Genomic DNA, 26476 nt, shown 5'->3' with positions numbered 1-26476 from the left:
CGGTAAGGATCGGCCCGCCCAAGGGTCAGGCGCCAGCGCCCGCCACGCGCCTGTGGACGGCTGGGGTGCCTGTGGAAAACGCCCTGATCACGCCGAAGTGTGGTAGGTGTTCCACGTCGCCGGTGCCACCTGCACCGCGTAGGGCAGCTCGGCGGTCACGCACTGCCCCGGGTTGACGCTGCGGTGCAGGTCGTAGTGGCCGGCGGCGGCGCGGTTGTAGAGGTGCGCCACCGGGCCGTTGCTGGTGCGCTCGATCCGCCAGAAGGCCTCGATGCCCGCGTCCGCGTACAGGCCCGGCTTGACGCACCGGTCGAAGCGGCGGCTGCTCGGGCACTCCACCTCGACCACCAGCGCGACGTCGTCCGGCTCGGCCCACGCGCCACCCTTGGGGCTGCCCGGGCGGAGGACGGTGACGTCTGGCGTCAGGTAGCTGCCGCCCGCGTGCACGCCCACGCCGGTGGTGACGGTCCAGCCGGGCGGCACGGCGGTGCGCAGGTCGGCGGTGAGGTGCTCGACGAGGCGCTGGTGGTCGTCGTCGAGTGGGGCGCTCACGTGTAGCGCGCCGTCGACGATCTCGTATCGGTGATTGTCATGGGGAAGGCCGCGCAGGTCCGTCGCCGACCACGGCCGGTCAGGCGCCTCGAGTCGGGGTGTCACGCTGAACCACCTCCTCGTGGCCCAGCCTACCGACGGCGCCGCGCGACGCTAGAGGATCAAGAAAGAGCGTCGCGCGCGCGGGCCTTGAGCGCCCGCACGACACCGTCCTTGCCCTCCGCGACGAGGCGGCGCAGCGGACCGGGGTGGCCCTCCTGCGCCAGCCACGCGTCGGTGGCCGCGACGGTCGCCTCGTCTACCTGGTAGGCCGGGTAGGCCAGGGTCACGAACTCCTGCGCCGGCTCGCTGTCGCGCCGATCCCACACCTGGCGGACGGTCGCGAAAAACGGCTCGACGTACTGCGCGGTGAGCCGCACCTGGGTCGGGTGCTGGAAGCCCTGAAGCAGCGACCGGTGCTCCCAGTTGGGCAGCGCATCCTCGCCGGTGAGCCGCCGCCACACCTCGGCCTTGCCCTCGGGGGTGGGCAGGAGCGCCCGCGCGTACGCCGCCTCGCGCTCACCGCTGGCCGTGCGGTCGCGGGCCAGCTCGGCCTCGATCTCGTCGGCGCCGAGTACGCCCTTGGCGGCCAGCGACTGCACCAGCGACCAGCGCAGCTCGGTGTCGATGGTGAGCCCGTCGGGCACCCCGGCGCCGTCGAGCCAGCCGCGGAGCACCGCCAGGTCGGCGGCGTCGCGGGAGGCCGACGCGTACGCGCGGGCCCAGGCGAGCTGGAAGCCGCTGCCCGGCTCGGCGGCCGCGACCGACGAACGCGCGGCGCCGGCGAGCGCGGCCCAGCCGGATGGCGCCCAGGCCGGGTCGGCGTAGAAGGCGAGCGTGCTCTGCGCCTGCCGCAGCGTCGCGGTGACGAGGTTGATGTCGCGCTCGGCGGGCAGGCCGGCCACGACCAGCGCGACGTAGTCGCGGGCGGCGAGCTCGGCGTCGCGCACCATGTCCCACGCGGCGGCCCAGCACAGCGCGCGGGGGAGCGAGGACTCGAAGCCGGCGATGTGCTGCACCACCGTGGCCATCGAGCGCTCGTCGAGCCGCAGCTTGGCGTAGGTCAGGTCGTCGTCGTTGAGCAGCAGCACGTCGCCCGCCCGCACGCCGGTGAGCTGGACCAACCGCGTCTCTTCGCCACTCACGTCGACCTCGAGCCGGTCGCGCCGCACCAGCCGGTCGTCGACAAGGTCGTAGATGCCGACACCGATCCGGTGGGTACGCAGCACCGGGAAGTCGGTCGGCGCCTCCTGGAGCACCGACACCGAGGTGTACGTGCCGTCGGCGCCGATCTCGACCCGCGGCCGCAGCGTGTTGACCTGTGCGGTCTCCAGCCACTGCGCGGCGAACTTGCGCAGCTCCCGCCCGGACGCCACCTCGAGCTCGCTGAGCAGGTCGTCGAAGGTGGCGTTGCCCCACGCGTGGCGGCCGAAGTAGGACCGGAGGCCGGCCAGGAACGCGTCCTCGCCGACGTACGCCACGAGCTGCTTGATCACGCTCGCGCCCTTGGCGTACGTGATGCCGTCGAAGTTGACCTCGACCGCGGCCAGGTCGGGCATCTCGCAGTAGACCGGGTGGGTGGAGGAGAGCTGGTCCTGCCGGTAACCCCAGTTCTTACGCACGGACAGGAAGGTGGTCCACGCGTCGGAGAAGCGGGTGGCGTTGGTGTTGCACCAGTGGCTCGCCCACTCGGCGAACGACTCGTTGAGCCACAGGTCGTTCCACCAGCGCATCGTGACGAGGTCGCCGAACCACATGTGGGCCAGCTCGTGCAGGATCGTATTGGCCCGCTGCTCGTGCTCGAAGTCGGTGACCTGCGAGCGGAAGATGTAGTGCGCCTCGGCGTGCGTGACGCAGCCGAAGTTTTCCATCGCGCCGGCGTTGAAGTCGGGCACCCACAGCTGGTCGTACTTGGGAAGCGGGTAGCGCACGCCGAACTGGCGGTGGAAGTAGTCGAAGCCCTGCGTGGTGATCGTGTGCAGCTCGGCGTCGTCCATGTACTGGGCCATCGAGGCGCGGCAGTAGTAGCCCATGTCGATGCCGTCGTGCTGGTGACGCACCTCGTGGTAGGGCCCGGCGCAGAGGGCGGTGATGTAGGTGCTCATCCGCGCCGACGTGTCGAAGTGGACGGTCTTGGTGTCGCCATCCTCGCCGACGGTGGCGACCGGGGAGTTGGAGACCACCTTCCAGTGCGGCGGCACCGTCGCGTGCCAGGTGTAGACGCTCTTGAGGTCGGGCTGGTCGAAGCAGGCGTAGACCCGCTGGGCGTCGGCCGTCTCGAACTGGGAGTAGAGGTAGACCTCCTTGTCGACCGGGTCGACGCTGCGGTGGAGGCCCTGACCGCTGGCGGAGTAGAAGAAGTCGGCGTCGACCACGAGCGTGTTGTCCGCGGCGAGGCCGGTGAGCACCAGCCCGTCTTCGGCGGACCACGCGGAGATGTCGACCGGCTGGCCGTTGAGCTCGGCCGAGCGCACACGCTGGGCCGCGACCTCGATGAACGTCGAAGCGCCCGGCTCTGTACAGCGGAAGGAGATCTGTGTGGTGGAGCGGAAGGTCTGATCGCCGTCGCCGGCCCCGGAGAGATCCAAGGCGATGTCGTATCCGGTGACCTCCAGCAGGCGGGCGCGCTCGGCCGCCTCTACCTGGGTCAGGTTGCGCACTCCGGCCACGGTGGTCTCCTGCCTCTCCGCCATCGTCGTCGACGGCCTGATCGAGCGGTCCTGGTCGACAGCCCGTCGAACGAGTCTGTCATGCCAACCTCACCAGATCCTGGGTGGCCCAGTTCACGGACTGTGCTGATGCCGCTGACCGTCCGGCGGAGGAGGATGAACACATGGTTGAGCGTTCATCAGTTGACATGTGGTTCGACCCGATCTGTCCCTGGGCGTGGCTCACTTCCCGTTGGCTCCTCCAAGTGGAGAAGGTGCGCCCGATCGACATCCAGTTCCACGTGATGAGCCTTTCCATGCTCAACGAGGGCCGCGAGCTGTCCGAGAAGTACCGGAAGAGCATGGACAACGGATGGGCGCCGGTGCGTATCTGCATCGCCGCCGAGCAGGCCTACGGCCCTCACGTCCTGCGCGACCTCTACACCGCGCTCGGCAACCGGATCCACCCCGGCAAGCAGGAGCGGGGGCCGGAGCTCTACCGGGCCGCGCTCGCCGAGGCCGGCCTGGACCTCGACCTCGCCGACGCGGGTGAGTCCACGGAGTACGACGCGGCGCTGCGGGCCAGCCACGACGCCGGGATGAAGCCGGTCGGCCTGGACGTGGGCACGCCGGTGATCCACGCGCCGGGCCCGGACGGCGGCGACAAGATCGCGTTCTTCGGTCCGGTGATCACGCCGGCGCCCAAGGGCGAGGCCGCGGGCAAGCTCTGGGACGGCGTGCTGCTGGTCGCCTCGACGCCCGGTTTCTACGAGATCAAGCGCACCCGAGACGCTCGACCAGTGTTCGACTGACAGACCTTGGGACGCCACCAGGGTGTCGGTCGTCACACCAGTGCGCGACGGTACCGTCACGCGCTATGACGATCGTGCACCCGATCGCCCGGGCCTGGATCACCACCGGCGGCACCGGCGCGCAAAACTACGACGAGTTCGCCGATGACGCCGAGATCACTTCGATCATCGCCGAAAACCCGCACAGCGCCCTGGCCGTCGAGATGCCGCACCGGGCGCCGGAGAGCCTCGGCACCAGCTTCACGGACGCCCTGCCGGCCGCGGTGGAGCGGCTCGCCGAGGCCAAGGCGGACGGCAGCTACACGCCCGCCGAGCAGGTCATCGCGCTCTACCGCATCACCGCACCGGGTGAGGCGCCGGCATACGGCGTCTTCGCCATGGTCGAGACCGAGCAGATCTCGACCCGCGCCGACGAGCCCGGCCTGGTGATCCGCAACGAAGACGTCTTCATCGAGAAGGTGCGCGAGCGGGTGGCGCTCGCCGAGGCCACCGGCCACCTGCTGTCCCCCGTGCTGCTGCTCCAGACGGGCCGCGGCGACGAGCTGCACGCCGCGCTGGCCGCCGCGACCGACCGGGCCGGTGCCCCGGCCGCGACCGACGTCGACCAGGCTGGCCGCACCCACGCCGTGTGGCTTGTCGGCCCCGGGCCGGAGCAGGACGAGCTGGCCGCGCTCGCCGCGGGCGGCGAGCTCGTCGTCGCCGACGGCAACCACCGCAGCCTCGCCGCGCAGACCGGCGGCCTGCCGCTCTTCCTGGCCGTGGTCACCACGCCCGACTCGGTCACCATCCAGCCGTACAACCGGCTGGTCAGCGAGCTGACCGTGCCCGTGCCCGAGCTGCTCGACCGCCTGCGCGCGGCCGGCGCCGAGGTGCGCGCGGAGGCTGGGCCGCCGTCGGTGCCGGCTGCCGGAGGCACCGTCTACCTGTACTCGGGCGGCGCGACGCACGCGGTCACGCTGCCGCCGGCGCCGGGCGCGAGCGCGGTGGACAACCTCGACCACGCGCTCGTCGAGCGGGTCGTGCTGCGCGACGCGCTCGGCCTCGACCCGGGCGACAAGCGGATCACGTACGTGGGCGGCGACTACCCGGCCGGTTGGCTCGCCGGCGAGGTCGACGCCGGCCGGGCCGAGCTGGCCATCCTGATCGCGCCGGTGACCGTCGACGACTTCGTCTCGGTCAACCTGGCCCGGCAAAAGCTCCCCCGCAAGAGCACCTGGTTTACGCCGAAGGCGCGCGGCGGCCTCGTCCTGGCGCAGCTGAGATGAGGCTCCACCCGCAGGTGGCGGCCTCGCTGGCGGCGCGGCCGCGGCTCACCCAGGAGCATGTGCCCGCCGACCCGATGGCCCAGCTGCGGGCCACCCGGGCGGCGATGGAGGCCGCGGTCGACCAGGAGTGCGGCCCGCCGATCCCGCTCGCCCAGGTGTCCGATGTGGACGCGGACGGGGTGCCCTGCCGGCTCTACGTCCCGGTGCCGGGCGCGCCCGTCCTGCTCTACCTGCACGGCGGCGGCTGGACGATCGGGAGCGTGGAGACGGTCGACCGGCTCTGCCGGCGGATCGCCGATCGGTCCGGGTGCGCGGTGCTCTCGGTGGACTACCGGCTCGCGCCCGAGCACCCGTGGCCTGCCCCGCTCGACGACGCCGAGACCGCCGTGGCCTGGCTGCGCCGGGTCGCCCCCGGGGTGGACGTCACCCGGGTCGCGGTCGGCGGCGACAGCGCCGGCGGCCAGCTCGCCGCGGTGCTCGCCCGGCGGCACCGCGACGCGGGGACACCGGTGGCGTACCAGGTGCTGCTCTACCCCGCGATCGACCCGTCGATGTCCTCCGAGTCGTACCGCGAGATGGGCGACTACGGCCTCGATCCGACCGCGATGGCGCTTTCCTGGGCGATGTACCTGGGAGACGAGGGAAAGTCGGAGAGCCCCGATGTGGCGCCGCTCGCCGCCGACCTGGCCGGCCTGCCGCCCGCGCTGATCCTCACCGCGGAGTACGACGTGCTCCGCGACGAGGGCGAGCGGTACGGGGAGGCACTCGTCGCGGCCGGCGTGCCGTGCGTGGTCGCCCGCTACCTCGGCGTCAACCACGGGTGGGCGCGCAAGCTCGCGCTCTTCGACGCGGCGGGCGCGGCGGCCGACCAGGTGGCGGCCGGTCTCCGCGCCGCACTGATCGCCTGACAGACTGCCCCCATGCGCGTCTACCTGGGATCCGACCACGCCGGCTACGAGCTGAAGGTGCACCTCGTCAACTACCTCGGCAAGCAGGGGTACGAGACGGTCGACGTCGGACCGCACGCATTCGACCCCGAAGACGACTACCCGGCGTTCTGCCTGCACACCGGCGCCCGCGTGGTCGCCGACCCGGGGAGTCTCGGCATCGTGATCGGCGGCTCCGGCAACGGCGAGCAGATCGCCGCCAACAAGGTCGCCGGCGTGCGCGCGGCCCTCGCGTGGAACATCGAGACGGCTCAGCTCTCGCGCCAGCACAACGACGCCAACGTCGTGTCGATCGGTGCCCGCCAGCACACGCTCGACGAGGCGTCGGCGCTGGTGGAGGCGTTCTTGACCAGCACGTTTTCCGGCAGCGAGCGGCACGCGCGGCGGATCAAGCAGGTCGCCGCGTACGAGGACAGCCGCGAACTGCCGCCGCTGCCCTAACGCGTGCCGCGAGGTGGGTCGTCGCGAGGCACCCAGTTTCGCCGCACGATCACCAGCCGCTCCTGTGCCTCGGCCAGGTCGGCGTCGGTCGGCCGGGCCGCGTCGCGGGCGCGCATCGCGGCGCTGATCCCCACCTGTGACGAGCCGGAGCCGACCAGGCCGCGCAGCCCGCGCTCGGTCTCCCGCTCGTCGGGGGCGCGGGCCGGCGGATCGGGGTCGAGCACCTCGGCCGTCACCGCGGAGGCCGCCGCGTCCGGGTCGGTCGGCTCGCGGTAGTCGTCCGGGGGCCGCGGGCGGGCGGGCCGCCCAGCCGGCCCCTGCCGCAGCCGGCGCCGCCTCCGCTCAGGTTCCGCCATGCGGTCGACCGTACCCGCCTCAGAAAACTTCTGGGGAGATCGGCATGCGGTGCCAGCCGAAGGCGGTGCTCGCCGCGTTGACCGCGCCGGGGCGCAGCTCACGTACCCGCCCGGCACCGGCGAGGGCGGCCAGCGAGGTGCCGCCGAGGTAAGCGGCGCCCACGTCCACGATGTCGCAGGCCAGGTCGGCCGCGGCGTCGGTGCGCTCGCAGGTCGCCCCGCCGGGTCCGCCCGCGACGCGCCACCGGCCGGCGTTCTCCGGCAGCAGCGGGTCGCTCACGTCGAGGACTACGTCGAAAGGTGCCGTGTACCGCCGGGCGGCGAGCGCCGCCGGCAGGTCGACCACTCGCACCCAAAGGCCGTCCGAGAGGTGCGTGTCGAGCCGCGGCGCGTCGTCGACCATGTGCAGCAGCGGGTCGTCGACCGCCGCGAACCCGTACATCACCCGGCGGGCCAGGTCGATGCCGAGCAGGAAGCGCCACAGTGCCGCGTACGCGACGGGGTTGGCGGCGGCGATCTCCGTGACGTGCACCTCGGCGTTCGGGCCGGTGTTGGTCCAGCCGGACTTGGTGCGCCACATCGCGTACCCGTCGATCCCGCCGTCGCCCTCGTGCACGACCGCGCGCCGCTCGGTGGCACCTTCGCGGTAGATGGCGAGGTCGGCGACCACCGTGGCCCAGCCGGCCTCGTCACGGCTCGACCAGCCCGGACGCTCGGGGCGCAGCGTGTCGTACACCTTGGTCAGCTCGGGCAGGAGATCGGCCGGTGTCCCGGCGCGGAGCCGGGGCGGCGCGGTGGCCGCCGGCAGCGTGACCTGCCGGTTGTCGATGGCGAGCTCGAGCCGCGTGGAGGCGAGGCCGTAGCCGAACCGCGGGTAGATCCGCGCCTCGCTCGCCCACAGCACGGCGATCGGCTCCCGCCCGGCGTCGCGCACGTCCCGGAGCTGGCGGTGCATCAGCCGGGTGAGCAGCCCTCGCCTGCGGTGGGTGGGCGCGACGCCGACGCCGGTGACGTGCGCCGCGGGCAGTACGGCGCCGGGGACGGTGAGCTCGCGCGTGAGCGCGGCGGCGTGGCCGACCACGTCCGGCCCGTCGGTGACGACAAGCGCCCGGTCCGCCTCCCAGACGCGCCGGTCGAGGTCCTGCGCCTCTTGATCGAGGGCGCGGTGGAAGAGGGCGAACAGCAGCGCCGAGGCCTTCGGGAAGTCGTCCGGTGTGGCGGTGCGGAGGGGTAGATCGGCGTCCGTCATCCGTTCTGTGTAACTGATCGGCGGCAGCCTGTGCGACTGGTTTGTCGCCTCGCTCACCGTCAGTACCCTCGGACGAGAGGGAATCCGGTCGGGGGGAGGAGATCATGGCAGACCAGACCCAGCCATGGGCCGAGCGGACGGTGGACATGCCACCAGCACCGCCCCCGCCACAGCCGTACCAGCGGGGCGTCGCCCAGGTCCAGCCCAGGGTGACCGCACCGCAGGCGGCGCACGAGCCGACCGGCACCGGGTGGCCGGAGCCGGGGCCCGACCCGCGGTGGGCGCCGCCGCAGGGATACCAGCGCGGCCAGTGGCGGATCGGCAGCGGGTGGACGGTCTTCGGGGCGCTCGTCGCGTTCATCTGCTGGGGCATCTGGGCGATTTCTACCCGCACGGGAGACCTGACCAGCCCCGTGCTCACGTTCGTGCTCTCGCTCGGCGTGGCCGCGGGGCTCTTCGCGCTCTGCCGGCTGGTCGGCAAGATCGTCCTCGAGCGCCAGCTCGGCCGCCCCCGGCGCGGTGCCCGGGTCGCCCACCTGATCACCGGGGTCTTCCTGGTCGGCGTCGGCGTCGCCTACCTGCGCCAGACCGAGTGGGTCATGGACGCGTTCAACTGGGTGCGAGGGCTCTTCTGAGGTGCGCCCGGCGCCGGGCGAGGTCCTCCACTTTTCCGAAGACCCCACGATCGAGCGCTTCGTGCCGCACGTCGCGCCGACGTCCAGACGAGGTCATCGAAAGCTCCCTGGGCTGGAGCGGCATCCGCCTGCGAACGCCCGACCCGGGTGCGCCGACAGGGGAGTTGATCAGGGATTAGGCGGGCGTTTCGGACGGCATGTCACATCGCGAACTCCCTGATCAAGAACGCGACAGGCATCGATGGTCCGAAATGTCTGATGTTTGGGTGAGTGCTCAAACAACTTCCACGTGCGGCATTTCTAGATCGCTTTGAGTGATCCTCGATGTGCAGGGCGTCACGGGGGGTTTAGGGGGTCACCACCATGTCGTCAGTAGTCGATGCCGCGCGCGCCCGGAAAGCGCGTCGCATCCCAGTCCACCGCACCCTCCCCAGGTTCGTCAAAGATCCGTTCAGCGTCCTCAAAGACGTGGGTCGGGAGGCGGACGGTGAGATCGTCCGGCTGGATCTGGGCGTGTTCCGGCCCTACCTGCTGACCCACCCGGACCACGTGCAGCACGTGCTTCGCACCAACTCCGACAACTACACCAGGGGTGGCCGGTTCTGGCGGCCCCTGCGTGGCCTGTTCGGCGACGGCATCCTCGGCGAGGGAGCGTCCTGGGAGTGGAGTCGCCGGATCCTTCAGCCGGTATTCACGGCAAAGTACGTGGAGTCGTTGATGGACCGCATCGCCGTGGCGGTCGAGGACGCAGTCGACGACCTGGCGCGCGTCGCGACCGCGGGCGAGACCGTCGACGCCGCCCAGGAGATGAGCCGGATCGTCTCGCGTACGGCCGTCGACGTCCTCTTCGCCGGCCGCATCTCGGCCGTGGACGCGAAGCGGGTGGTCGACGCGGTGGACACGATCGGCACCTCCGTGGTCCTGCGGATGTCGCTGGGCATCACGTCGATGACCGTCCCGTTGCCCGGTGACCGCGCCTTTCGCCAGGCGGTGCGCACGGTCGACGAGGTGATGACCCCGCTGGTGCGCCAGGCCCGCAGCCAGCCGGACGACGGTGACGACATCATCTCGCTGCTCTCCCGGGCGCATGGCCCGGACGGGCGGGAGCTGACCGAGCGGCAGGTGCGGGACGACCTCGTCTCGATGTTCGTTACCGCCAACGAGACGACCTCGGTGATGATGACCTGGCTCTTCCCCGTGCTCCAGGCGCACCCGCGGATCGCGGTGCGGGTGTACGACGAGGTGGACCGCGTGGTCGGCGGCGGGCCGATCCGGGGCGCGCACGTCGGCGGCCTGCGCTACACGCAGGCGGTGCTCGACGAGCTGCTGCGCCTGTACCCGGCCGCCTGGGTGTTCCCGCGTCACGTGCTGCGCACCGACGTGATCGATGGCGTGCGGATCCGCGGCGGCTCCACGGTCCTCGTCACCCCCTTGGTGACGCACCGGCTGGAGCGGTTCTGGGAGCGACCCGAAGACTTCGAGCCCGAGCGCTTCCTCGCCGAGCGCCACGCGCGCCTGCACCGGTACGCGTACTTCCCGTTCGGTGGCGGGCCCCATCAGTGCATCGGCAAGTACTTCTTCCTGGTGAAGGCGCTGATGATCGTGGCTAGCGTGTTGCGTCGGTTTCGGCCGCGGCTGCTCAGCACGACGATCCCCGAGCCGGTGGTGGCGGCGTCGTTCCGCCCCGGTCCGGGCATCGCGATGACCCTCACGCCGGTACAGCGCCGGCTGGCGGCGTAGGTGCGCCCGTCCGCGGAGAGCGGGCGGATCTGCGCCGTGGCCGGCCAGACGCAACGCGAGATGCTCCGGTGGGTCGAGGCGTACCCGTCACTGTTCTCGGCGAAGCCCTTCGACGCCACGCTGTACAGCACGCTGTCTCTCGCCACCGCGTTCAGCGGGCCGTCGCTCGACAGTGGACAGCAGCGGATGGCGAACGCGGCCACGTTGTGGTGCTTCGCCCTCGACTGGCAGGTCGACTACGTAGCGACCTCGGCAGCGGAGGCCACCGCGATCGCGCGCCGGTGCCTGGCCGTGGCGGGCGGCGCCGCACCCGAGCCGGACGACGAGCTGGGCGCCCTCCTCGCGGAGATCCGCGGCGAGCTCGCCGGGGCGGAGGCGTTCGCGGTGCTCGACCCGGTCTGGCGCGACGAGCTGCGCCGGATGCTCGACGGGATGGTGCGGGAGCACCAATGGAAGGCACCCGACGCGTCCCGGCCGTCCTTTGAGGAGTATCTCGCGAACGCCGACAACTTGGGGTTCTCGTTCGTATTCGTGGCGCACTGGATCCACGCCGGTCCACCTCCGTCCGTTGTGGACATCGATGACGTTCGAGTGGCAAGCTGGGCCGTGCAGCGCGTGATCCGGCTGCTCAACGATCTGGCTACGTACGAGCGGGACGTCAAGTGGGGTGACCTCAACGCGTTGATGCTCGGTCTCGACAGGACAGATGTCGCTCAGCGCGCGCACACTCTCGCTGCCGAGGCCCGCCGGCACCTCGATGCCGTGCGGGACCGTCAGCCCGCTCTGTCCGACTACATGGAGCGGCAGATGGACTTCTGTTTCGGGTTCTACGGCGTCACCGACTACTGGGGTGCGCTGTGACGATCGAGGTCACCGCGGCGCCGGTCGACGTGGCCGCGGCGGCGCGTGAGCTCGTCGCCGGGCTCCGGCTCGACCCCTGGGGGCGGGTGAGTCCGTCCGTCTACGAGACCGGACGGGTCGCCGCCCTCGCGCCCTGGCTCGACGGGCACCGGTCACGGATCGACTACCTGCTGGCCAGCCAGCGTGCGGACGGCGGCTGGGGTGGCCCGGACGGGTACGCCCTGGTGCCCACCCTCAGCGCCATCGATGCCCTGCTCGCCGCGGCGGACGAGGGCGCAGCCGTCCAAGCCGCCGCGGAGCGGGGCCTTTCCGTCCTCGCCGGCTGGCTTCGCGGCGTACCGCTCGTGCCCGACACGCCGGCGATCGAGCTGATCGTGCCCGCGCTCATCGAGTCGATCAACGGCCACCTCGCGCGGTCCGGCCGAAACCGGCTGCCACCGTTCGCGCAGATCGACGGCGCCGCCCTCGCGGGTGTCCGGGCCGTACTGGCGATGGGCCGGACCGTACCGGAGAAGTTGTCGCACGCCTGGGAGGTCGTCGGCCCGCTGGCGAGGACGGCGGCCTTCCCGGACGGGCTCGGACTTGTCGGCGCCTCGCCCGCGGCGACCGCCGCCTGGCTGCGCGACCGTGACGGGTCAAGCCCGGCCCGGCGCTATCTGGAGGCGGTCGCTCGGCACCACGGTGGACCGGTGCCGTGCGCGGCGCCAATCACCGTGTTCGAGCGTGCCTGGGCGCTCAACTGGCTCGCCGAGGCGGGCATCCCGCTCTCCGTGCCGACCTCGCTGATCGTCGAGCTCAGCGCCGCCGTCGGTGCGGCCGGCGCGCCGGCCGCACCGGGGCTGCCGCAGGACGCGGACACGACCTCGGTGGCGCTGTCCGCGTTGATCCAGCTTGGCGCCCGCCGGGAGCCGGTGAGCCTCTGGGCGTACGAGACCGAGAGTCACTTCTGCACGTGGCGTGGCGAGGATGGTGAGTCGGTCAGCGTCAACGCACATGTGTTGGAGGCTTTTGGTCACTATCTGGCCGGACGTCCGGACCATCCGGATCGTTACATCGACGCAGTCGAACGGCTCACCGCGTGGCTTGTGGCGCGGCAAAGTCCCGACGGATCGTGGCAGGACCGCTGGCACGCATCGCCTTTCTACGCCACCGCCTGCTGCGCGTTGGCTTTGGACCGGTTTGGCGCGGGGCCGGCCGCGCGGGCAGCGGTCGAGAAAGCTGTCGAGTGGGCGGTCACCACCCAACGGCCGGACGGCTCTTGGGGCCTCTGGCAGGGCACCGACGAGGAAACCGCGTACGCGACGCGCATTTTGCTGACCCGTCCGGACGGCCTGTCCGCACAGGCCGTCGCCCGTGGCTATCCGCTGCTTTTACATTCGATCCGAACCGGTTCCGTCGACACATCGGGTGATCCGCCGATGTGGCACGACAAAGATCTCTATTCGCCGAAGGTGATCATCCGCGCGGCGATGCTGGCCGCCTTGCACCAGGCACAATGCCACTTTTCATGATCACTGATGGGATTCCTGGTCGGTCCGATGTAGACATCCGAGGCTTGAGGGGACGCTCGCGACATTGCTAGGGTGCCCGGGGTCTGTCACCCTCGCCGGCGGTTGGGACTGGTGCGATGAGATTCCGCAGCTCAAACGTGCGGACCAAGATTGTTGCTCTGCTCCTCTCGCTTTTCGCGCTGTGGGCGTTCGCCGCTTACGTCACGCTGCGAGAGGGGTTGAACCTCCTCTCGGTCAGCACGCTGGACAGCAAGGTCGCTCAACCGGGTGACGCGCTCATCCCTGAGCTGCAAAAGGAGCGCCGGCTCTCCCTCGTCTACCTGGCCGACCCCGGCACGCCGCAGCGGGAGGCACTGGCCGCCCAGCGAGCCCGCACCGACGAGGCTCGCGCCGCCTTCGAGGCGAGCGCCCGCGACAGCAGCGTCGGGGCCCTCGGCAGTGACGAGCTGGAAAAGGACATCGACGAGGTTTACCGCCAGCTCGCCGAGCTCGGCGGTGCCCGCGATGCCATCGACCGGCGCACCGTGGCGCGTGAGCCGGCCGCGACGGCGTTCACCGACGTGCTCAGCGCGATATTCGCCGCCTACGACTCGCTGGCCACCCTCGACGACAAAGAGATCGCAAAGGACGTCCGGGCGCTCATCGAGCTGGTTCGGGCCCGAGAGCTCCTGTCGCAGGAAGACGCGTGGGTCGCGGGTGTGCTGGCCACCGGACGGTTCGCCGCTGGCGAGCACCAGGAGCTCGTCCAGTTCGTCGGCGCCCAGCGCTTCTACGCCGACCTGGCCGCGTCGGGGCTGCCCGACGAATACCGGGCCAGCTACGACGAGACGGTCGGTGGGTCGGCGTTCAACACCCTGCGCGCCATGGAAGACCGCCTGGTCCGGACCAACGGCACGAGCGCGTCGCTGCCGGTCTCCCCGGCCGAGTGGGACGCGGTGACGGACTCGGTCCTGGCCGAGTATCAGGAAATGATCGTGACCAGCGGCGACGACATCGTCGACCGGGCCATGCCCGTCGCGATCGCCGTGGTCGTGCGGCTCGTCCTGGCCGGTGGTCTCGGCCTGCTCGCCGTCATCGCGTCGATCATCGTGTCGATTACGACGGCGCGGGCGCTGGTGCGGCAGCTGGAGCGGCTCCGCACGGCGGCGTGGGATCTGGCCAACACCCGCCTGCCTGGCGTCGTCGAGCGCCTGCGCGAGGGTGAGAAGGTCGACGTGGCTGCCGAGTCGCCACCACTCACGTTCGGCAACGACGAGATCGGCCAGGTCGGTCAGGCGATCAACGCGGTCCAGGAGACCGCCATCCGGGCCGCCGTCGACCAGGCCGAGCTGCGCCACGGCGTCCGCGACCTCTTCCTCGGCCTGGCCCGGCGCAACCAGGCGCTGGTCCACCGCCAGCTCAAGGTGCTCGACGAGATCGAGCGGCGGGAGACCGACGCGCACGAGCTCGCCGACCTCTTCAAGGTCGACCACCTCGCCACCCGCATGCGGCGCAACGCGGAAAACCTCATCGTGCTCTCCGGCGCCGTGCCGGGCCGCCGGTGGCGCAACCCGGTGCCGTTCGTCGACGTGGTTCGGGGCGCGGTCGCCGAGGTGGAGGACTACACGCGGGTCTCGGTGCTGCCGATCGACATGGCGTCGCTCTCCGGCCGGGCGGTCAGCGACGTGATCCACCTGCTCGCCGAGCTGATCGAAAACGCCGCCTCGTTCTCCCCGCCGTACACGATGGTCAACGTCGGCGGGCAGAAGGTGGCCAACGGCTTCGTCGTGGAGATCGAAGACCGCGGCCTGGGCATGAGCGAGCTGGAGCTCGACGCGGCGAACGACCTGGTGAGCAACCCTCCGGAGTTCAACCTGTCGAGCACCGCGCGTCTCGGCCTGTACGTGGTGGGCCGGCTGGCGGAGCGCCACGGCATCGACGTGCGCCTGCGCCGCTCGCCGTACGGCGGCACGATGGCGATCGTGCTGATCCCGTCCGCGCTCGTCGTCACCGACCAGGCGGACGAGGAGCCGCCGGCAGGTGCCGAGCCCGAGACGGCGGAGGTCGCCGAGAAAGACCGGCGGCTGCGTGCCTACCAGTCGCTGCGGGCCACCGCCGAGGCAACACCGGAGGCGCCGGTCTCACCCGCGCCGGTGATCGCCCGTGCCCGGGTCACCCCACCGGAGCGGCTAGTGGAGACCGAGCTGCCCACCGCGGGCCAGCCGCCCGTGCCGACCAACGGCAGCGCCCATCCCGAGCCGCCCCGTGACGCGGTCACCCTTACCCCGTCCGGGCTGCCGTGGCGCGTACGCCAGGCGAGCATCGCCGCGCCGCTGCGGGAGACATCGCCCGCCCCCGATCAACCGCCGGCGCCGGCGCCGCGTACTCCTGAGCAGACCCGCAACATGATGTCGTCCTACCAGTCGGCCACGCGGCGCGGTCGTGCCGAGGCGGAGCGGCGGCTCGGCGCGGAGCAGCCGCCGCGGCCGGCCGAGCCCGACCGGTCGGCGCCGACCGGCGACACCGAGCCTTCCGCATAACCCCCGCTCGCCACGTTCAGCGCAGAAAGAGGTCCACAAGTGGCCCAGACGGCAAGCTCCGTCAGTGACCTGGCTTGGTTGCTGGACGACCTGGTCGAGCGGGTCGACGAGGTCAAGCAGGCCGTGGTGCTGTCCGCGGACGGCCTGCTCATCGCCGCGTCGCGTGATCTGAGCCGCGAGGACGCCGAGCATCTCGCGGCCGTCGCGTCCGGTTTCCAGAGCCTGGCCCGGGGCGCCGGCCGCCAGTTCAAGGGCGGCAGCGTGCGGCAGACCATCGTGGAGATGGACACCCTCTTCCTCTTCGTGACCGCCGCGGGCCAGCGCGCCAACCTGGCGGTGCTCGGCACGGAAGACGCCGACGTCGGGCTCGTCGCGTACGAGATGGCGATGCTCGTGACGCGCGTCGGCCAGTTCCTCACCACACCCTCGCGGTCCGCCGTGAGCCCGCACGACGGGAGGTGACGCTTGGACGCCCTGACACCGGGACCCGACGAAGAGGTCTGGCACGACGACGAGGCCGGCCCGGTCGTGCGCCCGTACGCGATGACCCGAGGCCGCACCGCACCCGCGCGGGGCGAGTTCGACCTGATCTCGCTGGTGGTGGCCACGCGCTCGGTCCCGTCGATCGCGGCCGGGCTTCAGCCCGAGCACGTCACCATAATGCGACTGGCCCAGCGGCCGCTGTCCGTCGCGGAGATCGCCGGCCACCTCACGCTCCCGCTCGGGATCGTGCGCGTGCTGCTCGGCGACCTGCTGGACAAGGGGTACATCCTGGCCCGTGAGCCCCAGCCGGCCGCGCACATGCCCCCTGAGCGGATCTTCAAGGCGGTGATCAATGGGCTCCGCTCTCTCTGAGGAGACGACGGACGCGGATATCCCGATGGCGATCAAGGTGTTGATCGCCGGCGGTTTCGGAGTCGGCAAGACCACCCTCGTCGGCGCGGTCAGCGAGATCCGCCCGATGCGCACCGAGGAGGTGATCACCGAGGCCAGCGTGGGTGTCGACGACACCTCCGGCGTGGAAGCGAAGACCACCACCACCGTGGCCATGGACTTCGGGCGCATCACCATCTCCGACGAGGTCGTGCTCTACCTGTTCGGTACGCCGGGGCAGGACCGCTTCTGGTTCGTGTGGGACGAGCTGTCGATGGGCGCGGTGGGCGCCGTCGTGCTGGCCGACACGCGCCGCCTCGCGGAGAGTTTCCCGTCGATCGACTACTTCGAGGGGCGGGGCACCCCGTTCATCGTGGCGGTCAACTGCTTCGACGGCGCGCCCCGGTACACCGCCGAAGACGTCAAGCTCGCCCTCAACCTCGACCCCGACGTGCCGCTGCTGCTCTGCGACGCGCGGGAGACCTCCTCCGGCAAAAACGTGCTGATCACGCTGATGGAGCACGCGATGACCAAGGCGGGCACGGCCCTGGCAGGGTAGGGGTGTGGGATCCCTGTCCGGCCTGCTCGTCGCCGACTTCAGCCGGGTGCTCGCCGGCCCGTACGCCACCATGCTCCTCGCCGACCTCGGCGCCGACGTGGTCAAGGTGGAGCGCCCGGGCACCGGCGACGACGTCCGCTCGTGGGGCCCGCCGTACGCGGACGGCGAGGCCACCTACTTCCTCGCGGTCAACCGCAACAAGCGTTCCGTCGCGCTCGACCTCGCCGCGGAGGAGGACGCCGCGACAGCGCGCGAGCTGGCACTCCGCGCGGACGTGCTGGTGGAAAACCTGCGGCCCGGCACGATGGCCCGCTTCGGCCTCGGCTACGAGCGGCTGCGCGCGCACAACCCGGGCCTCGTCTACTGCTCGGTGACCGGCTTCGGCGCGGGGGAGGGCGCCGCGCTGCCCGGCTACGACCTGCTCGCCCAGGCGGTCGGCGGCCTGATGAGCGTCACCGGTGAGCCGGACGGCCCGCCCATGAAGACCGGGGTGGCGCTGGTCGACGTGATCACCGGCCTGCACGCCGCCCTCGGCATACTCGCCGCGCTGCGCCACCGCGACCGCACCGGCGAGGGGCAGCGGGTCGAGGTCTCGCTGCTGTCGTCGCTGCTTTCAGCGCTCACCAACCACGCTTCCGGATACGTCGCCGCCGGTGTGGTGCCCGCGCCGATGGGCAACCGGCATCCGAGCATCGCGCCCTACGAGGTCTTCGCGACCGCCGACCGGCCGCTTGTCGTCGCGGTGGGCAACGACCGCCAGTTCGCCGCGCTCTGCGCCGTGCTCGACCGCCCGGACCTCGCCGCCGATCCGCGCTTCAAGACCAACGCCGGCCGGGTCGCGGCGCGAGCGCCGCTGGGCGAGGCACTCTCCGCTTCGTTTTCATCTGGTACCGCCGCCGACTGGTATGCCGCTCTGACCGTTGCCGGGGTCCCGTGTGGACCGATCAACGACTTGGCCGGCGCGTTCGACCTCGCCGCCGGGTTGGGTCTGTCGCCGGTGGTGGAGGTGCCCGACGAGCGCCGTGAGCGCCCGGTCCGCCAGGTCGCCAACCCGATCGGCCTGAGCGCGACCCCAGCCGCCTACCACCTGGCCCCGCCCCGCCTCGACGAGGATCGCGACTGGGTGCGGCGGCTGCTCGCCACGCCTCGCTCCACGCCGCCTTCCATGCCGCCTTCCGTGCCGCCAGACAACGTTGACATTTAACTTTATTCATAGTTATCGTTCTAGTGTGTTGGGGAGCGCTCTCACAGCCGCCCTCGTCCTGGTGGCCCAAGCGGCCTTCGCCGGGCCCGCCGCGGCGGCGACGATCTGCAACCGCTACTGCGACGGCCGCGACCCCGCGCTGTCGCCCGCCGACCGCCAGCCGGTCAGCGCCACCGTCCACGGCCGTCGCATCGTGTCGCACTTCAACGACACCGACGCGATGGGTTGGGCCTCCATCGAGAACGGAAACGCGGGCGACGAGGTGTGGCTCGACCGCTCGTTCGACGGCGGGCGCACCTGGGCGTCCGGCAGCCGGCTCGGCGTCACCACGATCCCGGCCGGCCAGCGCGGCTGGCGCACGCTGATGTTCAACGTGGACGATTGGGCCACGCAAGGTGTCGGCGCGCTGCGCGCCTGCGGCAAGGCCGGCGACCGCCCGGAGATCGCGTGCACCCCGTGGGCGCGCACGACGTGGAACGCGGGAAACCGCCGCACCGCCGCCGCCACCGCACTGATGATGTTCTACGACAGGGGCACCGGCCTCTTCGCCACGACCGGCTGGTGGAACTCGGCCAACGCGCTCACCGCGCTCGTCGACAACATCCGCATCACCGGGATGATCAGCTACCGGTACGCGATCGCCAACACCTACGACCGCAACCTCGGCGCGCACTGGGGCAACTTCACCAACGACTACATCGACGACACCGGCTGGTGGGGTCTGGCCTGGGTCGCCGCGTACGACCTGACCGGCGACAGCCGCTATCTCGCCACCGCGCGGGCGGACGCCGAGCACATGCACCGCTACTGGGACGGCACCTGCGGCGGTGGCGTCTGGTGGAGCACCGCGCGCACGTACAAGAACGCCATCTCCAATAGCCTCTACCTACAGCTCAACGCCGCGCTGCACAACCGCATCCCGGGCGACACCGTCTACCTTCAGCGGGCCCGCGCCGAATGGCAATGGTTCCAAGGCACCGGGATGCTCAACGCGGCCGGCCTCGTCAACGACGGCATCGACCTGTCCACGTGCCGCAACAACGGCCAGCCCGTCTGGTCGTACAACCAGGGCGTCCCGCTCGCCGGCCTGGTCGAGCTGCACCGCGCGACAGGCGACGCCACCCTGCTGACCGCCGCACGCCGGATGGCCGGCGCCTCCACGACGAACGGCACCCTCAACCCGGGCGGCGTCCTGGCCGACCCGTGTGAGAGCGGCAACTGCGGTGCGGACGGCCCGTCCTTCAAAGGCATCTACGTGCGCGGCCTGCGTGCCCTCAACGCCGTGCTCGCCGACCGCCCGTACACCGCGTACCTGACCCGCCAGGCGGACACCGCGTACGCCCGCGACCGCAACGCCTTGGACCAGTACGGGTTGCGCTGGGCCGGCCCACTCGACACGACCGACGCCGCGCGGCAGCAGAGCGCCCTGGACGCGATGAACTCCGGTTAGAGCGCGTCCAACCGTCCACGTTGGGCGGTGCGGGAGCGTTCGATGTCGGCGGCGAGGGCCTTCGCCGCCGGCTCCGTGCCAGACTTCTGCTCCGCCTGGGCGAGCCGGATCGACTGGTCGATGTGCGCGCGCATCGCCGTCGTGAAGATGTACGCCGCGTCGCCGGCTGTCGCGCGCTCCAGCGCGGCGACCGTCTGGGCGGTGGCCATGCCCGGCATGTCGTGCCCCTCGTGCGGGTTGGTGGCGGGACCACCGGAGCGCGCGTGCAGGGCCTCCAGCCTGGCGAGCTCGTCGCGGTGCTCGGTCGCCAGGCGGCGGGCCAGATCCTTGAGTGCCGGATCAGCCGTACGGGCGAGCATCAGGTCGAGCACCTTGAGCGCGCGCTCGTCCATCGCGATCGCCAGCTGGAGCCAGGCGGTGTCGGTGACGCTGAACCCGGTGGCGGGCGCGGCGGTCACCGGCGCCGCGGCCTGAGGGGCGGGCTCGCGCGGGTCGCCGCACCCCAGTACGACCGCGAGCACCATCGCGAACGGAACCGCCCGACGGACAACGCGCACGTGTCCCGTTATACCGCACCGGCCTGGGGAGCGCTCTCCTCGGATGCCGCTTAGACATTTCTGTAAGGCGTACAACGGTTTGATCTGCCCGAAGTGCGCGTCGCGTCGACGCGTCCACTACCTGCGAAAACGCATCGAGGCATTGACACCTGGCCATGAAGGGGTCACAGTAGCGTCAGGAGAGCGCTCTCTTATCGGCGTGGCACATGTTGCGACAACTACACAGCTGCACACCACCCGAAGGAGAACCCGATGGATCGGGCCACCCCACCGCCCGGCGCATCCTCTCGCGGCGTCCCCCGCCGCGGCCTCGCCACTCTGATCGCCGCCCTTGTCGCGCTGCTCGGCGGCTACGTCGTCGTGGCGGCGTCCTCGGCCGCGGCGGCCGAAACGCTGCTCTCGCAAGGGCGGCCTGCCATGGCGTCGTCCACCGAGTCCGCCGCCTACCCCGCTTCCGCCGCCGTCGACGGCAGCACGGGCACCCGCTGGTCGAGTGCGTTCAGCGACCCGCAGTGGATCCAGGTCGACCTCGGCGCCGCCGTGCCGCTCACCCGGGTCGTGCTCAACTGGGAGGGCGCGTACTCCCGCGCGTTCACGATCCAGACCTCGATTGACGCGACCACCTGGACCACCGTCCACACGACGGCCGCCGGCACCGGCGGCGTCCAGAACATCGCCGTTACCGGCACCGGCCGCTACGTGCGGCTCAACTCCACCGCCCGCGCCACCGCCTGGGGCGTCTCGCTCTGGGAGTTCCAGGTCTACGGCGACACGGGCACGTCCGCCTGCGGCACCGCGAATGCCGCGCAGGGGCGCCCGGCCACCGCCTCCTCGACACAGAACGCCGGCTTCCCCGCCGCCAGCGCCGTGGACGGCAACACCGGCACCCGTTGGTCGAGCGCCGCGTCCGATCCACAGTGGATCCAGGTCGACCTCGGCGCCAACTACCCGATCTGCGGCGTCACGCTCCACTGGGAGGCGGCGTACGCGACCGCGTTCCAGGTCCAGGTCTCCAGCACCGCATCGACGTGGACCACCGTCTACTCGACCACCACCGGCACCGGTGGCACGCAGGCGCTGGCACTGAGCGGCACCGGGCGGTACGTGCGGGTCGTCACCACCGCGCGCGCCACGCCGTACGGCGTCTCGCTGTGGGAGTTCCAGGTGCACACGGGTACACCGACGCCGCCGCCCACCACTCCGCCGACCACCCCGCCGACGAGCCCGCCACCGGGTGACTCGGTGCTGCTGTCGTACAACAAGCCGGCCTTCGCCTCCTCCAACCAGCACGACGGCACCTGCTGGGAGTGCGTGCCGGCGCGCGCGTTCGACATGGACCCGGCGAGCCGCTGGGCGACCGCCAATCCGGCCGGCTGGGTCGACCCCGGCTGGATCTACGTCGACCTGGGCGCCACCGCCACGATCCGCCAGGTCGTGCTCCAGTGGGACCCGGCGTACGCGTCGGCGTACCAGATCCAGGTGTCGTCGAACGCGAGCACCTGGACGAGCATCTACTCCACGACGACCGGGCGCGGCTTCAAGGAGACGCTCGACGTCACCGGCACCGGCCGCTACGTGCGCATGTACGGCACCGCCCGGGGCACGCCGTACGGGTACTCACTCTGGGAGTTCCAGGTCTACGGCACCGGTGGCAACCCGACCGCACCACCGGCGCGGCCCGCCGACCCGACCTTCCCCGCCAACCGTCTGGTGTGGAGCGACGAGTTCAACGGCGCCGCGGGCAGCAAGCCGGACCCGGCGAAGTGGACGATCGACCCGGGCACGGGCCAGAACAACGAGGTGCAGTACTACACGAACAACAACAACGTGCAGATGGACGGCACCGGCTCGCTGGTCATCGAGGCGCGCCGCGAGGCCGCCGGCGGGCGGGAGTACACCTCGCACCGGATGAACACCGGCAACAAGTTCCACGTCCAGTACGGACGGATCGAGGCCCGGGTGCGGGTGCCCAAGGGCAACGGCCTCTGGCCGGCGTTCTGGATGATGGGCGCGGACTTCCTCACCGGCCGTCCGTGGCCGTACAACGGCGAGATCGACATCATGGAGGTCCTCGGCCGCAACACCCTCGAGGGCTACTCGACGCTGCACGCGCCCGCCTACAACGGCGGCGCCGGCTACGGCCAGAAGTACACGGTGCCGGGCGGCGCGGACCTCTCCGCGGCCTTCCACGTGTGGTCGGTCGAGTGGGACAGCAAGGGCATGACCTTCAAACTCGACGGCAACCCGGTCTTCGTCGCCAGCAAGGCCACAGTGGAGTCGACGCGCGGCCCGTGGGTCTTCGACCACCCGTTCTACGTGATCCTCAACCTCGCCGTCGGTGGCGACTTCCCCGGCCCGGTCGACGGCACAACGCCGTTCCCGTCCCGCATGTACGTCGACTACGTCCGTGTCTACCAGTAGGAGTGACAATGCAAGCCGCTGGATGCAGGAAGGGCACGCTCGCTGTCGCCTTCCTCGCACTGCTCACCGGATACATCGTCGTCAACGGGTCGCGGGCTGACGCGGCCGACCCGTTGATCTCGCAGGGGCGCACCGTCACCGCCTCCTCGACGGAAAACGCCGGCACGCCCGCCTCCGCCGTGGTGGACGGAAACAACGGCACCCGCTGGTCGAGCGCGTTCTCGGATCCACAGTGGATCCAGGTCGACCTCGGTGCCGCCGCGACCGTCAGCCGGGTGGTGCTCAACTGGGAGGGCGCCTACTCCCGCGCGTTCACCATCCAGACGTCGGCCAACGGCAGCAGCTGGAGCACGGTACACACGACCACCAACGGCACCGGTGGCGTGCAGGATCTCACCGTCTCCGGCTCGGGGCGGTACGTGCGGCTCAACTCCACCGCCCGTGCCACCGCGTGGGGAGTCTCGCTGTGGGAGTTCCAGGTGTACGGCGCCGGCGGCGCCGCCCCGCCACCGCCGCCGTCCGGCCCGATCGTGCGGGTGTCCGAGTTTCTCGCCGACTGTCCGTTCAGTCACCGGCTGCCGGACGACCCGATCGTCTTCCCGAACCTGCCCGGCGCCTCACACATGCACAGCTTCTTCGGCAGCCGGGTCACCGATGCCTACAGCGATGTCTCCGACCTGTTGAACGGTGCCAGCAACTGCAACCCCGCCGTGGACACCTCCTCGTACTGGGTGCCCACGTTCTATGTGAACGACCAGCCGGTCGAGCCGGTCACCGGCATCTTCTACTACCTCGGCGAGGGCGTGAACAACGACGTCATCGCCCGCATCCAGCCGTTCCCGCTGGGCCTGCGGATCGTGGCCGGCAACGCCAAGGCGACCGCGCCCGACGCGACCACCATCTCCCGGTGGTCGTGCCTGCACCACAACGAGGCCGGCGCGTCCAAGGACTTCCTTACCTGCCCGGCGGGCAGCATGATCGAGTCCTATCTGGACTTCCCGCAGTGCTGGAACGGGCGCGACCTCGACTCGGCCGACCACAAGAGCCACATGGCCTACCCGGTCGCCGGCAACTGCCCGTCCACCCACCCGGTGCCGGTGCCGAAGCTCCGCCAGGTGCTCCGCTACCCGGCAAACGGCGACCCGTCCCGCTTCCGCCTCTCGTCCGGCCGAGGGTTCACCATGCACGGTGACTTCTTCAACGCCTGGCCGGTGGCCGAGCTGGAACGGCGGGTGCGCGACTGCATCCGGCCGATCATCAAGTGCGGAGTCAACGGGACGCCGTGACGGACGAACAGTCCCGCCGGCCCGGCGACGGGCCGGCGGGACGCCCCACGCTGGAGGAGGTGGCTGTCGCGGCGGGCGTGTCGCGGGCCACCGTTTCCCGGGTCATCAACGCGGTGCCCACTGTGGACCCGCGCATCCGGGCGGCCGTCGAGCGCGCCATCGCGGAGATCGGCTACGTGCCCAACCTCGCCGCCCGCTCGCTCGTGACCCGCCGCACCGACTCGGTGGCGCTGGTCATCTCCGAGCCGCCGGGCCAGGGTGCTTTCCTCAACCGGCTCTTCACGGATCCGTATGTCGGCCGGGTCACCGCCGGCGCACAGGAGGTGCTCCGCCCCGAGGGCATCCACCTCGTGATCATCCCGGCCGACCCGCCGGGGCACCACCTCGTGCTGCGGTACCTGCGGCAGGGCCACGTCGACGGTGTGCTGCTGATCTCCAATCACAGCGCCGATCCGCTGCCCCGCCAGCTGCACGACATGCATGTGCCGGCGGTGCTCTCCGCCCGCCCGGCCCGCCCGGTGCCGCACAGCTTCGTCGACGTCGACCAGCAGGCCGGCGCCCGTATCGCCGCCGAGCACCTGCTCGCCCTGGGCCGCCGTCACCTGGCGACGATCTGCGGCCCGCAGGACATCCCGCCCGGCCGCGAGCGGCTCGCCGGCTTCCGGGCGGCGGCGGGCGGTGACGTCCCCTACCTGGCGGGTGACTTCACCCGGGCGAGCGGCGAGTCGGCCTCCCGCCGGCTGATCGAGCGGCACCCCGAGGTAGACGGCCTCTTCGTCGCCAACGACCTGATGGCCGAGGGCGCGGTGCGCACGCTGCGGGAGCTCGGCCGCCGGGTGCCGCAGGACGTGGCCGTGGTGGGCTTCGACGACAGCAGCGCCGCCCTCGACGCCCGCCCGCCGCTCACCACCATCCGCCAGCCGGTCGAGGAGATGGCCGGCGAGATGGCCCAGCTGCTGCTCGCGACGCTGCGCGATCCGCGCCGTACCCCCAGGTCTGTCATCTTCAGTCCGTCCCTGATCGTGCGCCAGTCGGCCTGATCGGCTGGCCCGACCAACCGGATCGGTGGTTGGCTACGTGTCTTACCCGACCGAGGAGGACGGGAGGGCGTGGTTGTGGGACTACTGGGGCGCGGCGGGCACGAGGACGACTTCGTCGCCTACTACGCGGCGCACGCCAACCAGCTACGCAACACCGCGTACCTGCTGTGCGGTGACTGGCACCTCGCGGAAGACCTGACCCAGACCGCGTTCACCAAGCTCTACCAGGCGTGGCACCGGATCGAGCGGCACGACGTGCTCGACCAGTACACCCGGCGGGTCCTGGTGCGCGCGTTCCTGGACGAGCGGCGGCGGCCCTGGCGGCGCGAGCACGCCACGGTGCCCGGCAGCGCGGACCTGGACGCGGTCGCGCCAGACCAGGGGCGGCCCGACGAGCGGGTCGTGCTGCGCACCGCGCTGGCCCGGCTGCCGAAGCGGCGCCGCGCGGTGCTCGTGCTCCGGTTCTGGGCCGACCTGTCCGTGGAGCAGGTGGCCGACATCCTCGGTTGTTCCGCCGGCACCGTGAAGAGCCAGACCGCGGACGGCCTGGCCGACCTGCGGCAGGTGCTGGGCGGGGCGCTCGACGACCTGAAGCGACCGCTTGGAGGGCGGCAGTGAACGAGGTAAGGACGATCTGCGAGCTGGCGTTGGACGAGCCCGCGCCCCCGCTTCGAGACGGCGCCGCGGCGCTGGCCATCGCCCGCCGGACCACCGCGCGGCGCAACCGGCTGCGCGTGGCCGGCTCCAGCGCCGTGGCCGTGGCGGTCGCGGGCGTGCTGGCCACTCCGGCGGTCGCCGGATGGCAGGCGGCCCCGGCACCGGACGCCGGCCCGGCCACCGAGACGACCGCCGCCCAGCCGGCGCCGGCGACCACCGCGCCGGCCCCGCCGCCGAGCGCCCACGCGGGGCCCGTGCACGGCCGCGCGATGGCCGCGGTACTGAAGGCCGCCGTGCCGCCCGGCCACACGGTCACGAAGGTGGACGGCCTCAGCGACGACAAGACCGTGTACTCCCGCAAGCACCGCCTGGAGCCGGGCAGCCAGCTGATGGCCGCGTACACACAGGTGGAGATCGCGGCCGGCGGCGGTGAGGGGCAGCTGATGGCGGTCATCCTGTACGACGGCAAGAAGGCACCGAGCGGCGATCTGTGCGCCCCGGAGCACGCCGGCAGCAAGGCCGACGCGGCCTTGCCGTGCGAGGTGGTCACGGTGAACGGCGTGCCGGTCAAGGTCACCCGCCAGCACGACCCGGAGTACGGCGAGGTCATCTCGGCGGTCCGGTTCTTGGACGGCGGCGAGCTCATGGTCTCGTCGTGGCAGGGCATCCCCAGCTACGAGCCGGACGGCAACCTCCCCCCGGACGCGGTCGACAAGCAGCCCGAGGGCGACGACCACCGCCCGCCGCTGGCCGACCCGCCGCTCAGCGCCCAGCAGGTGGCCGAACTGGCCGCCGACCCGGCGATGCTGCCCTGACCCGGTTGCCGTTTGCGGCGAGCGCAACTCGCCGTGATG

24 protein-coding genes are annotated in these 26476 nt (G+C 71.5%); 19 read left to right on the top strand and 5 right to left on the bottom strand.

Translation table 11 applies throughout. The features are described 5' to 3' along the window. Positions 1–87 precede the first annotated feature (87 nt). Positions 88–657 carry a Uma2 family endonuclease gene (locus ACTMTJ_RS29410; RefSeq protein WP_441221579.1) on the bottom strand — a complete coding sequence of 190 codons (570 nt, stop codon included), beginning with the start codon at positions 655–657 and terminating at the stop codon, positions 88–90. 56 nt (positions 658–713) lie between these two features. Further along, a complete protein-coding gene (pepN, locus tag ACTMTJ_RS29405; protein WP_441221872.1) occupies positions 714–3251 on the bottom strand; it encodes an aminopeptidase N in 2538 nt (845 codons plus the stop codon). 173 nt (positions 3252–3424) lie between these two features. Between pepN and ACTMTJ_RS29400 the strand changes: the two genes are divergently transcribed. The 4 genes from ACTMTJ_RS29400 (at position 3425) to ACTMTJ_RS29385 (ending at position 6704) form a co-directional block, all read left to right on the top strand. Then, positions 3425–4051 (top strand): mycothiol-dependent nitroreductase Rv2466c family protein, encoded by a 627-nt coding sequence (locus tag ACTMTJ_RS29400; RefSeq protein WP_441221577.1) that lies wholly within the window; start codon positions 3425–3427, stop codon positions 4049–4051. Between the two features lie 65 nt (positions 4052–4116). Continuing rightward, positions 4117–5316, top strand: coding sequence for a DUF1015 family protein (locus ACTMTJ_RS29395; RefSeq protein ID WP_441221575.1), 1200 nt, complete (start codon positions 4117–4119; stop codon positions 5314–5316). Beyond that, positions 5313–6224: an alpha/beta hydrolase gene (locus ACTMTJ_RS29390; protein ID WP_441221573.1), complete on the top strand. Its 912-nt coding sequence runs from the start codon at positions 5313–5315 to the stop codon at positions 6222–6224. Before ACTMTJ_RS29395 ends, ACTMTJ_RS29390 begins: the two co-directional genes overlap by 4 nt. 12 nt (positions 6225–6236) lie before the next feature. Then, positions 6237–6704 (top strand): ribose-5-phosphate isomerase, encoded by a 468-nt coding sequence (locus ACTMTJ_RS29385; RefSeq protein WP_441221571.1) that lies wholly within the window; start codon positions 6237–6239, stop codon positions 6702–6704. On the opposite strand, the gene ACTMTJ_RS29380 is transcribed toward ACTMTJ_RS29385, so the two are convergent. Next, positions 6701–7060: a hypothetical protein gene (locus ACTMTJ_RS29380; protein ID WP_441221569.1), complete on the bottom strand. Its 360-nt coding sequence runs from the start codon at positions 7058–7060 to the stop codon at positions 6701–6703. The genes ACTMTJ_RS29385 and ACTMTJ_RS29380 overlap by 4 nt on opposite strands. Positions 7061–7079: 19 nt before the next feature. Further along, complete coding sequence (locus ACTMTJ_RS29375; protein ID WP_441221567.1) at positions 7080–8309, bottom strand: GNAT family N-acetyltransferase; 1230 nt, start codon at positions 8307–8309, stop codon at positions 7080–7082. Between the two features lie 104 nt (positions 8310–8413). Between ACTMTJ_RS29375 and ACTMTJ_RS29370 the strand changes: the two genes are divergently transcribed. The 10 genes from ACTMTJ_RS29370 to ACTMTJ_RS29325 all read left to right on the top strand — a co-directional run bounded on the left by ACTMTJ_RS29370 (position 8414) and on the right by ACTMTJ_RS29325 (position 19661). Then, a complete protein-coding gene (locus ACTMTJ_RS29370; protein ID WP_441221565.1) occupies positions 8414–8944 on the top strand; it encodes a hypothetical protein in 531 nt (176 codons plus the stop codon). Between the two features lie 363 nt (positions 8945–9307). Next, a complete protein-coding gene (locus ACTMTJ_RS29365; RefSeq protein ID WP_441221563.1) occupies positions 9308–10684 on the top strand; it encodes a cytochrome P450 in 1377 nt (458 codons plus the stop codon). Positions 10685–10720: 36 nt separating this feature from the next. Continuing rightward, the gene (locus ACTMTJ_RS29360; protein ID WP_441221561.1) at positions 10721–11545 is read left to right on the top strand and encodes a terpene synthase family protein; all 825 of its coding nucleotides are present in this window, start codon (positions 10721–10723) and stop codon (positions 11543–11545) included. Then, positions 11542–13056, top strand: coding sequence for a prenyltransferase (locus tag ACTMTJ_RS29355; RefSeq protein WP_441221559.1), 1515 nt, complete (start codon positions 11542–11544; stop codon positions 13054–13056). Before ACTMTJ_RS29360 ends, ACTMTJ_RS29355 begins: the two co-directional genes overlap by 4 nt. 137 nt (positions 13057–13193) lie before the next feature. After that, entirely contained in the window at positions 13194–15575 is a 2382-nt protein-coding gene (locus tag ACTMTJ_RS29350; RefSeq protein ID WP_441221557.1) for a sensor histidine kinase, read from the top strand. 39 nt (positions 15576–15614) lie between these two features. Further along, the gene (locus ACTMTJ_RS29345; RefSeq protein WP_441221555.1) at positions 15615–16037 is read left to right on the top strand and encodes a roadblock/LC7 domain-containing protein; all 423 of its coding nucleotides are present in this window, start codon (positions 15615–15617) and stop codon (positions 16035–16037) included. Positions 16038–16118: 81 nt separating this feature from the next. Next, on the top strand, positions 16119–16430 hold the full coding sequence (locus ACTMTJ_RS29340) for a DUF742 domain-containing protein (protein WP_441221870.1): 312 nt from the start codon (positions 16119–16121) through the stop codon (positions 16428–16430). Then, positions 16411–17007 carry a GTP-binding protein gene (locus tag ACTMTJ_RS29335; protein ID WP_441221553.1) on the top strand — a complete coding sequence of 199 codons (597 nt, stop codon included), beginning with the start codon at positions 16411–16413 and terminating at the stop codon, positions 17005–17007. The genes ACTMTJ_RS29340 and ACTMTJ_RS29335 overlap by 20 nt, the downstream gene beginning before the upstream one ends. 4 nt (positions 17008–17011) lie before the next feature. Continuing rightward, the gene (locus ACTMTJ_RS29330; RefSeq protein ID WP_441221551.1) at positions 17012–18211 is read left to right on the top strand and encodes a CaiB/BaiF CoA transferase family protein; all 1200 of its coding nucleotides are present in this window, start codon (positions 17012–17014) and stop codon (positions 18209–18211) included. A gap of 25 nt (positions 18212–18236) precedes the next feature. Then, positions 18237–19661, top strand: coding sequence for a glycoside hydrolase family 76 protein (locus tag ACTMTJ_RS29325; protein ID WP_441221550.1), 1425 nt, complete (start codon positions 18237–18239; stop codon positions 19659–19661). On the opposite strand, the gene ACTMTJ_RS29320 is transcribed toward ACTMTJ_RS29325, so the two are convergent. Then, positions 19658–20218: a DUF305 domain-containing protein gene (locus tag ACTMTJ_RS29320; protein WP_441221548.1), complete on the bottom strand. Its 561-nt coding sequence runs from the start codon at positions 20216–20218 to the stop codon at positions 19658–19660. The two genes, ACTMTJ_RS29325 and ACTMTJ_RS29320, sit on opposite strands and share 4 nt — an antisense overlap. A gap of 252 nt (positions 20219–20470) precedes the next feature. Between ACTMTJ_RS29320 and ACTMTJ_RS29315 the strand changes: the two genes are divergently transcribed. From ACTMTJ_RS29315 to ACTMTJ_RS29295, 5 genes are all read left to right on the top strand, one after another. Continuing rightward, entirely contained in the window at positions 20471–22639 is a 2169-nt protein-coding gene (locus ACTMTJ_RS29315; RefSeq protein WP_441221546.1) for a discoidin domain-containing protein, read from the top strand. An 8-nt stretch (positions 22640–22647) separates the two neighbouring features. Then, on the top strand, positions 22648–23925 hold the full coding sequence (locus ACTMTJ_RS29310) for a DUF1996 domain-containing protein (RefSeq protein WP_441221544.1): 1278 nt from the start codon (positions 22648–22650) through the stop codon (positions 23923–23925). Further along, positions 23922–24965, top strand: a complete 1044-nt coding sequence (locus ACTMTJ_RS29305) for a LacI family DNA-binding transcriptional regulator (protein ID WP_441221542.1) — start codon at positions 23922–23924, stop codon at positions 24963–24965. The genes ACTMTJ_RS29310 and ACTMTJ_RS29305 overlap by 4 nt, the downstream gene beginning before the upstream one ends. Positions 24966–25034: 69 nt before the next feature. Next, entirely contained in the window at positions 25035–25583 is a 549-nt protein-coding gene (locus ACTMTJ_RS29300; protein ID WP_441221540.1) for a SigE family RNA polymerase sigma factor, read from the top strand. Beyond that, on the top strand, positions 25580–26437 hold the full coding sequence (locus tag ACTMTJ_RS29295; RefSeq protein WP_441221538.1) for a hypothetical protein: 858 nt from the start codon (positions 25580–25582) through the stop codon (positions 26435–26437). Before ACTMTJ_RS29300 ends, ACTMTJ_RS29295 begins: the two co-directional genes overlap by 4 nt. Positions 26438–26476 lie beyond the last annotated feature (39 nt).

Origin of the sequence: Phytohabitans sp. LJ34, assembly GCF_052068095.1 — a bacterium.
Lineage (GTDB): Bacteria > Actinomycetota > Actinomycetes > Mycobacteriales > Micromonosporaceae > Phytohabitans.
Note: the sequence above shows the minus strand (reverse complement) of the source record. Positions and strands in the feature narration are given on the sequence as shown.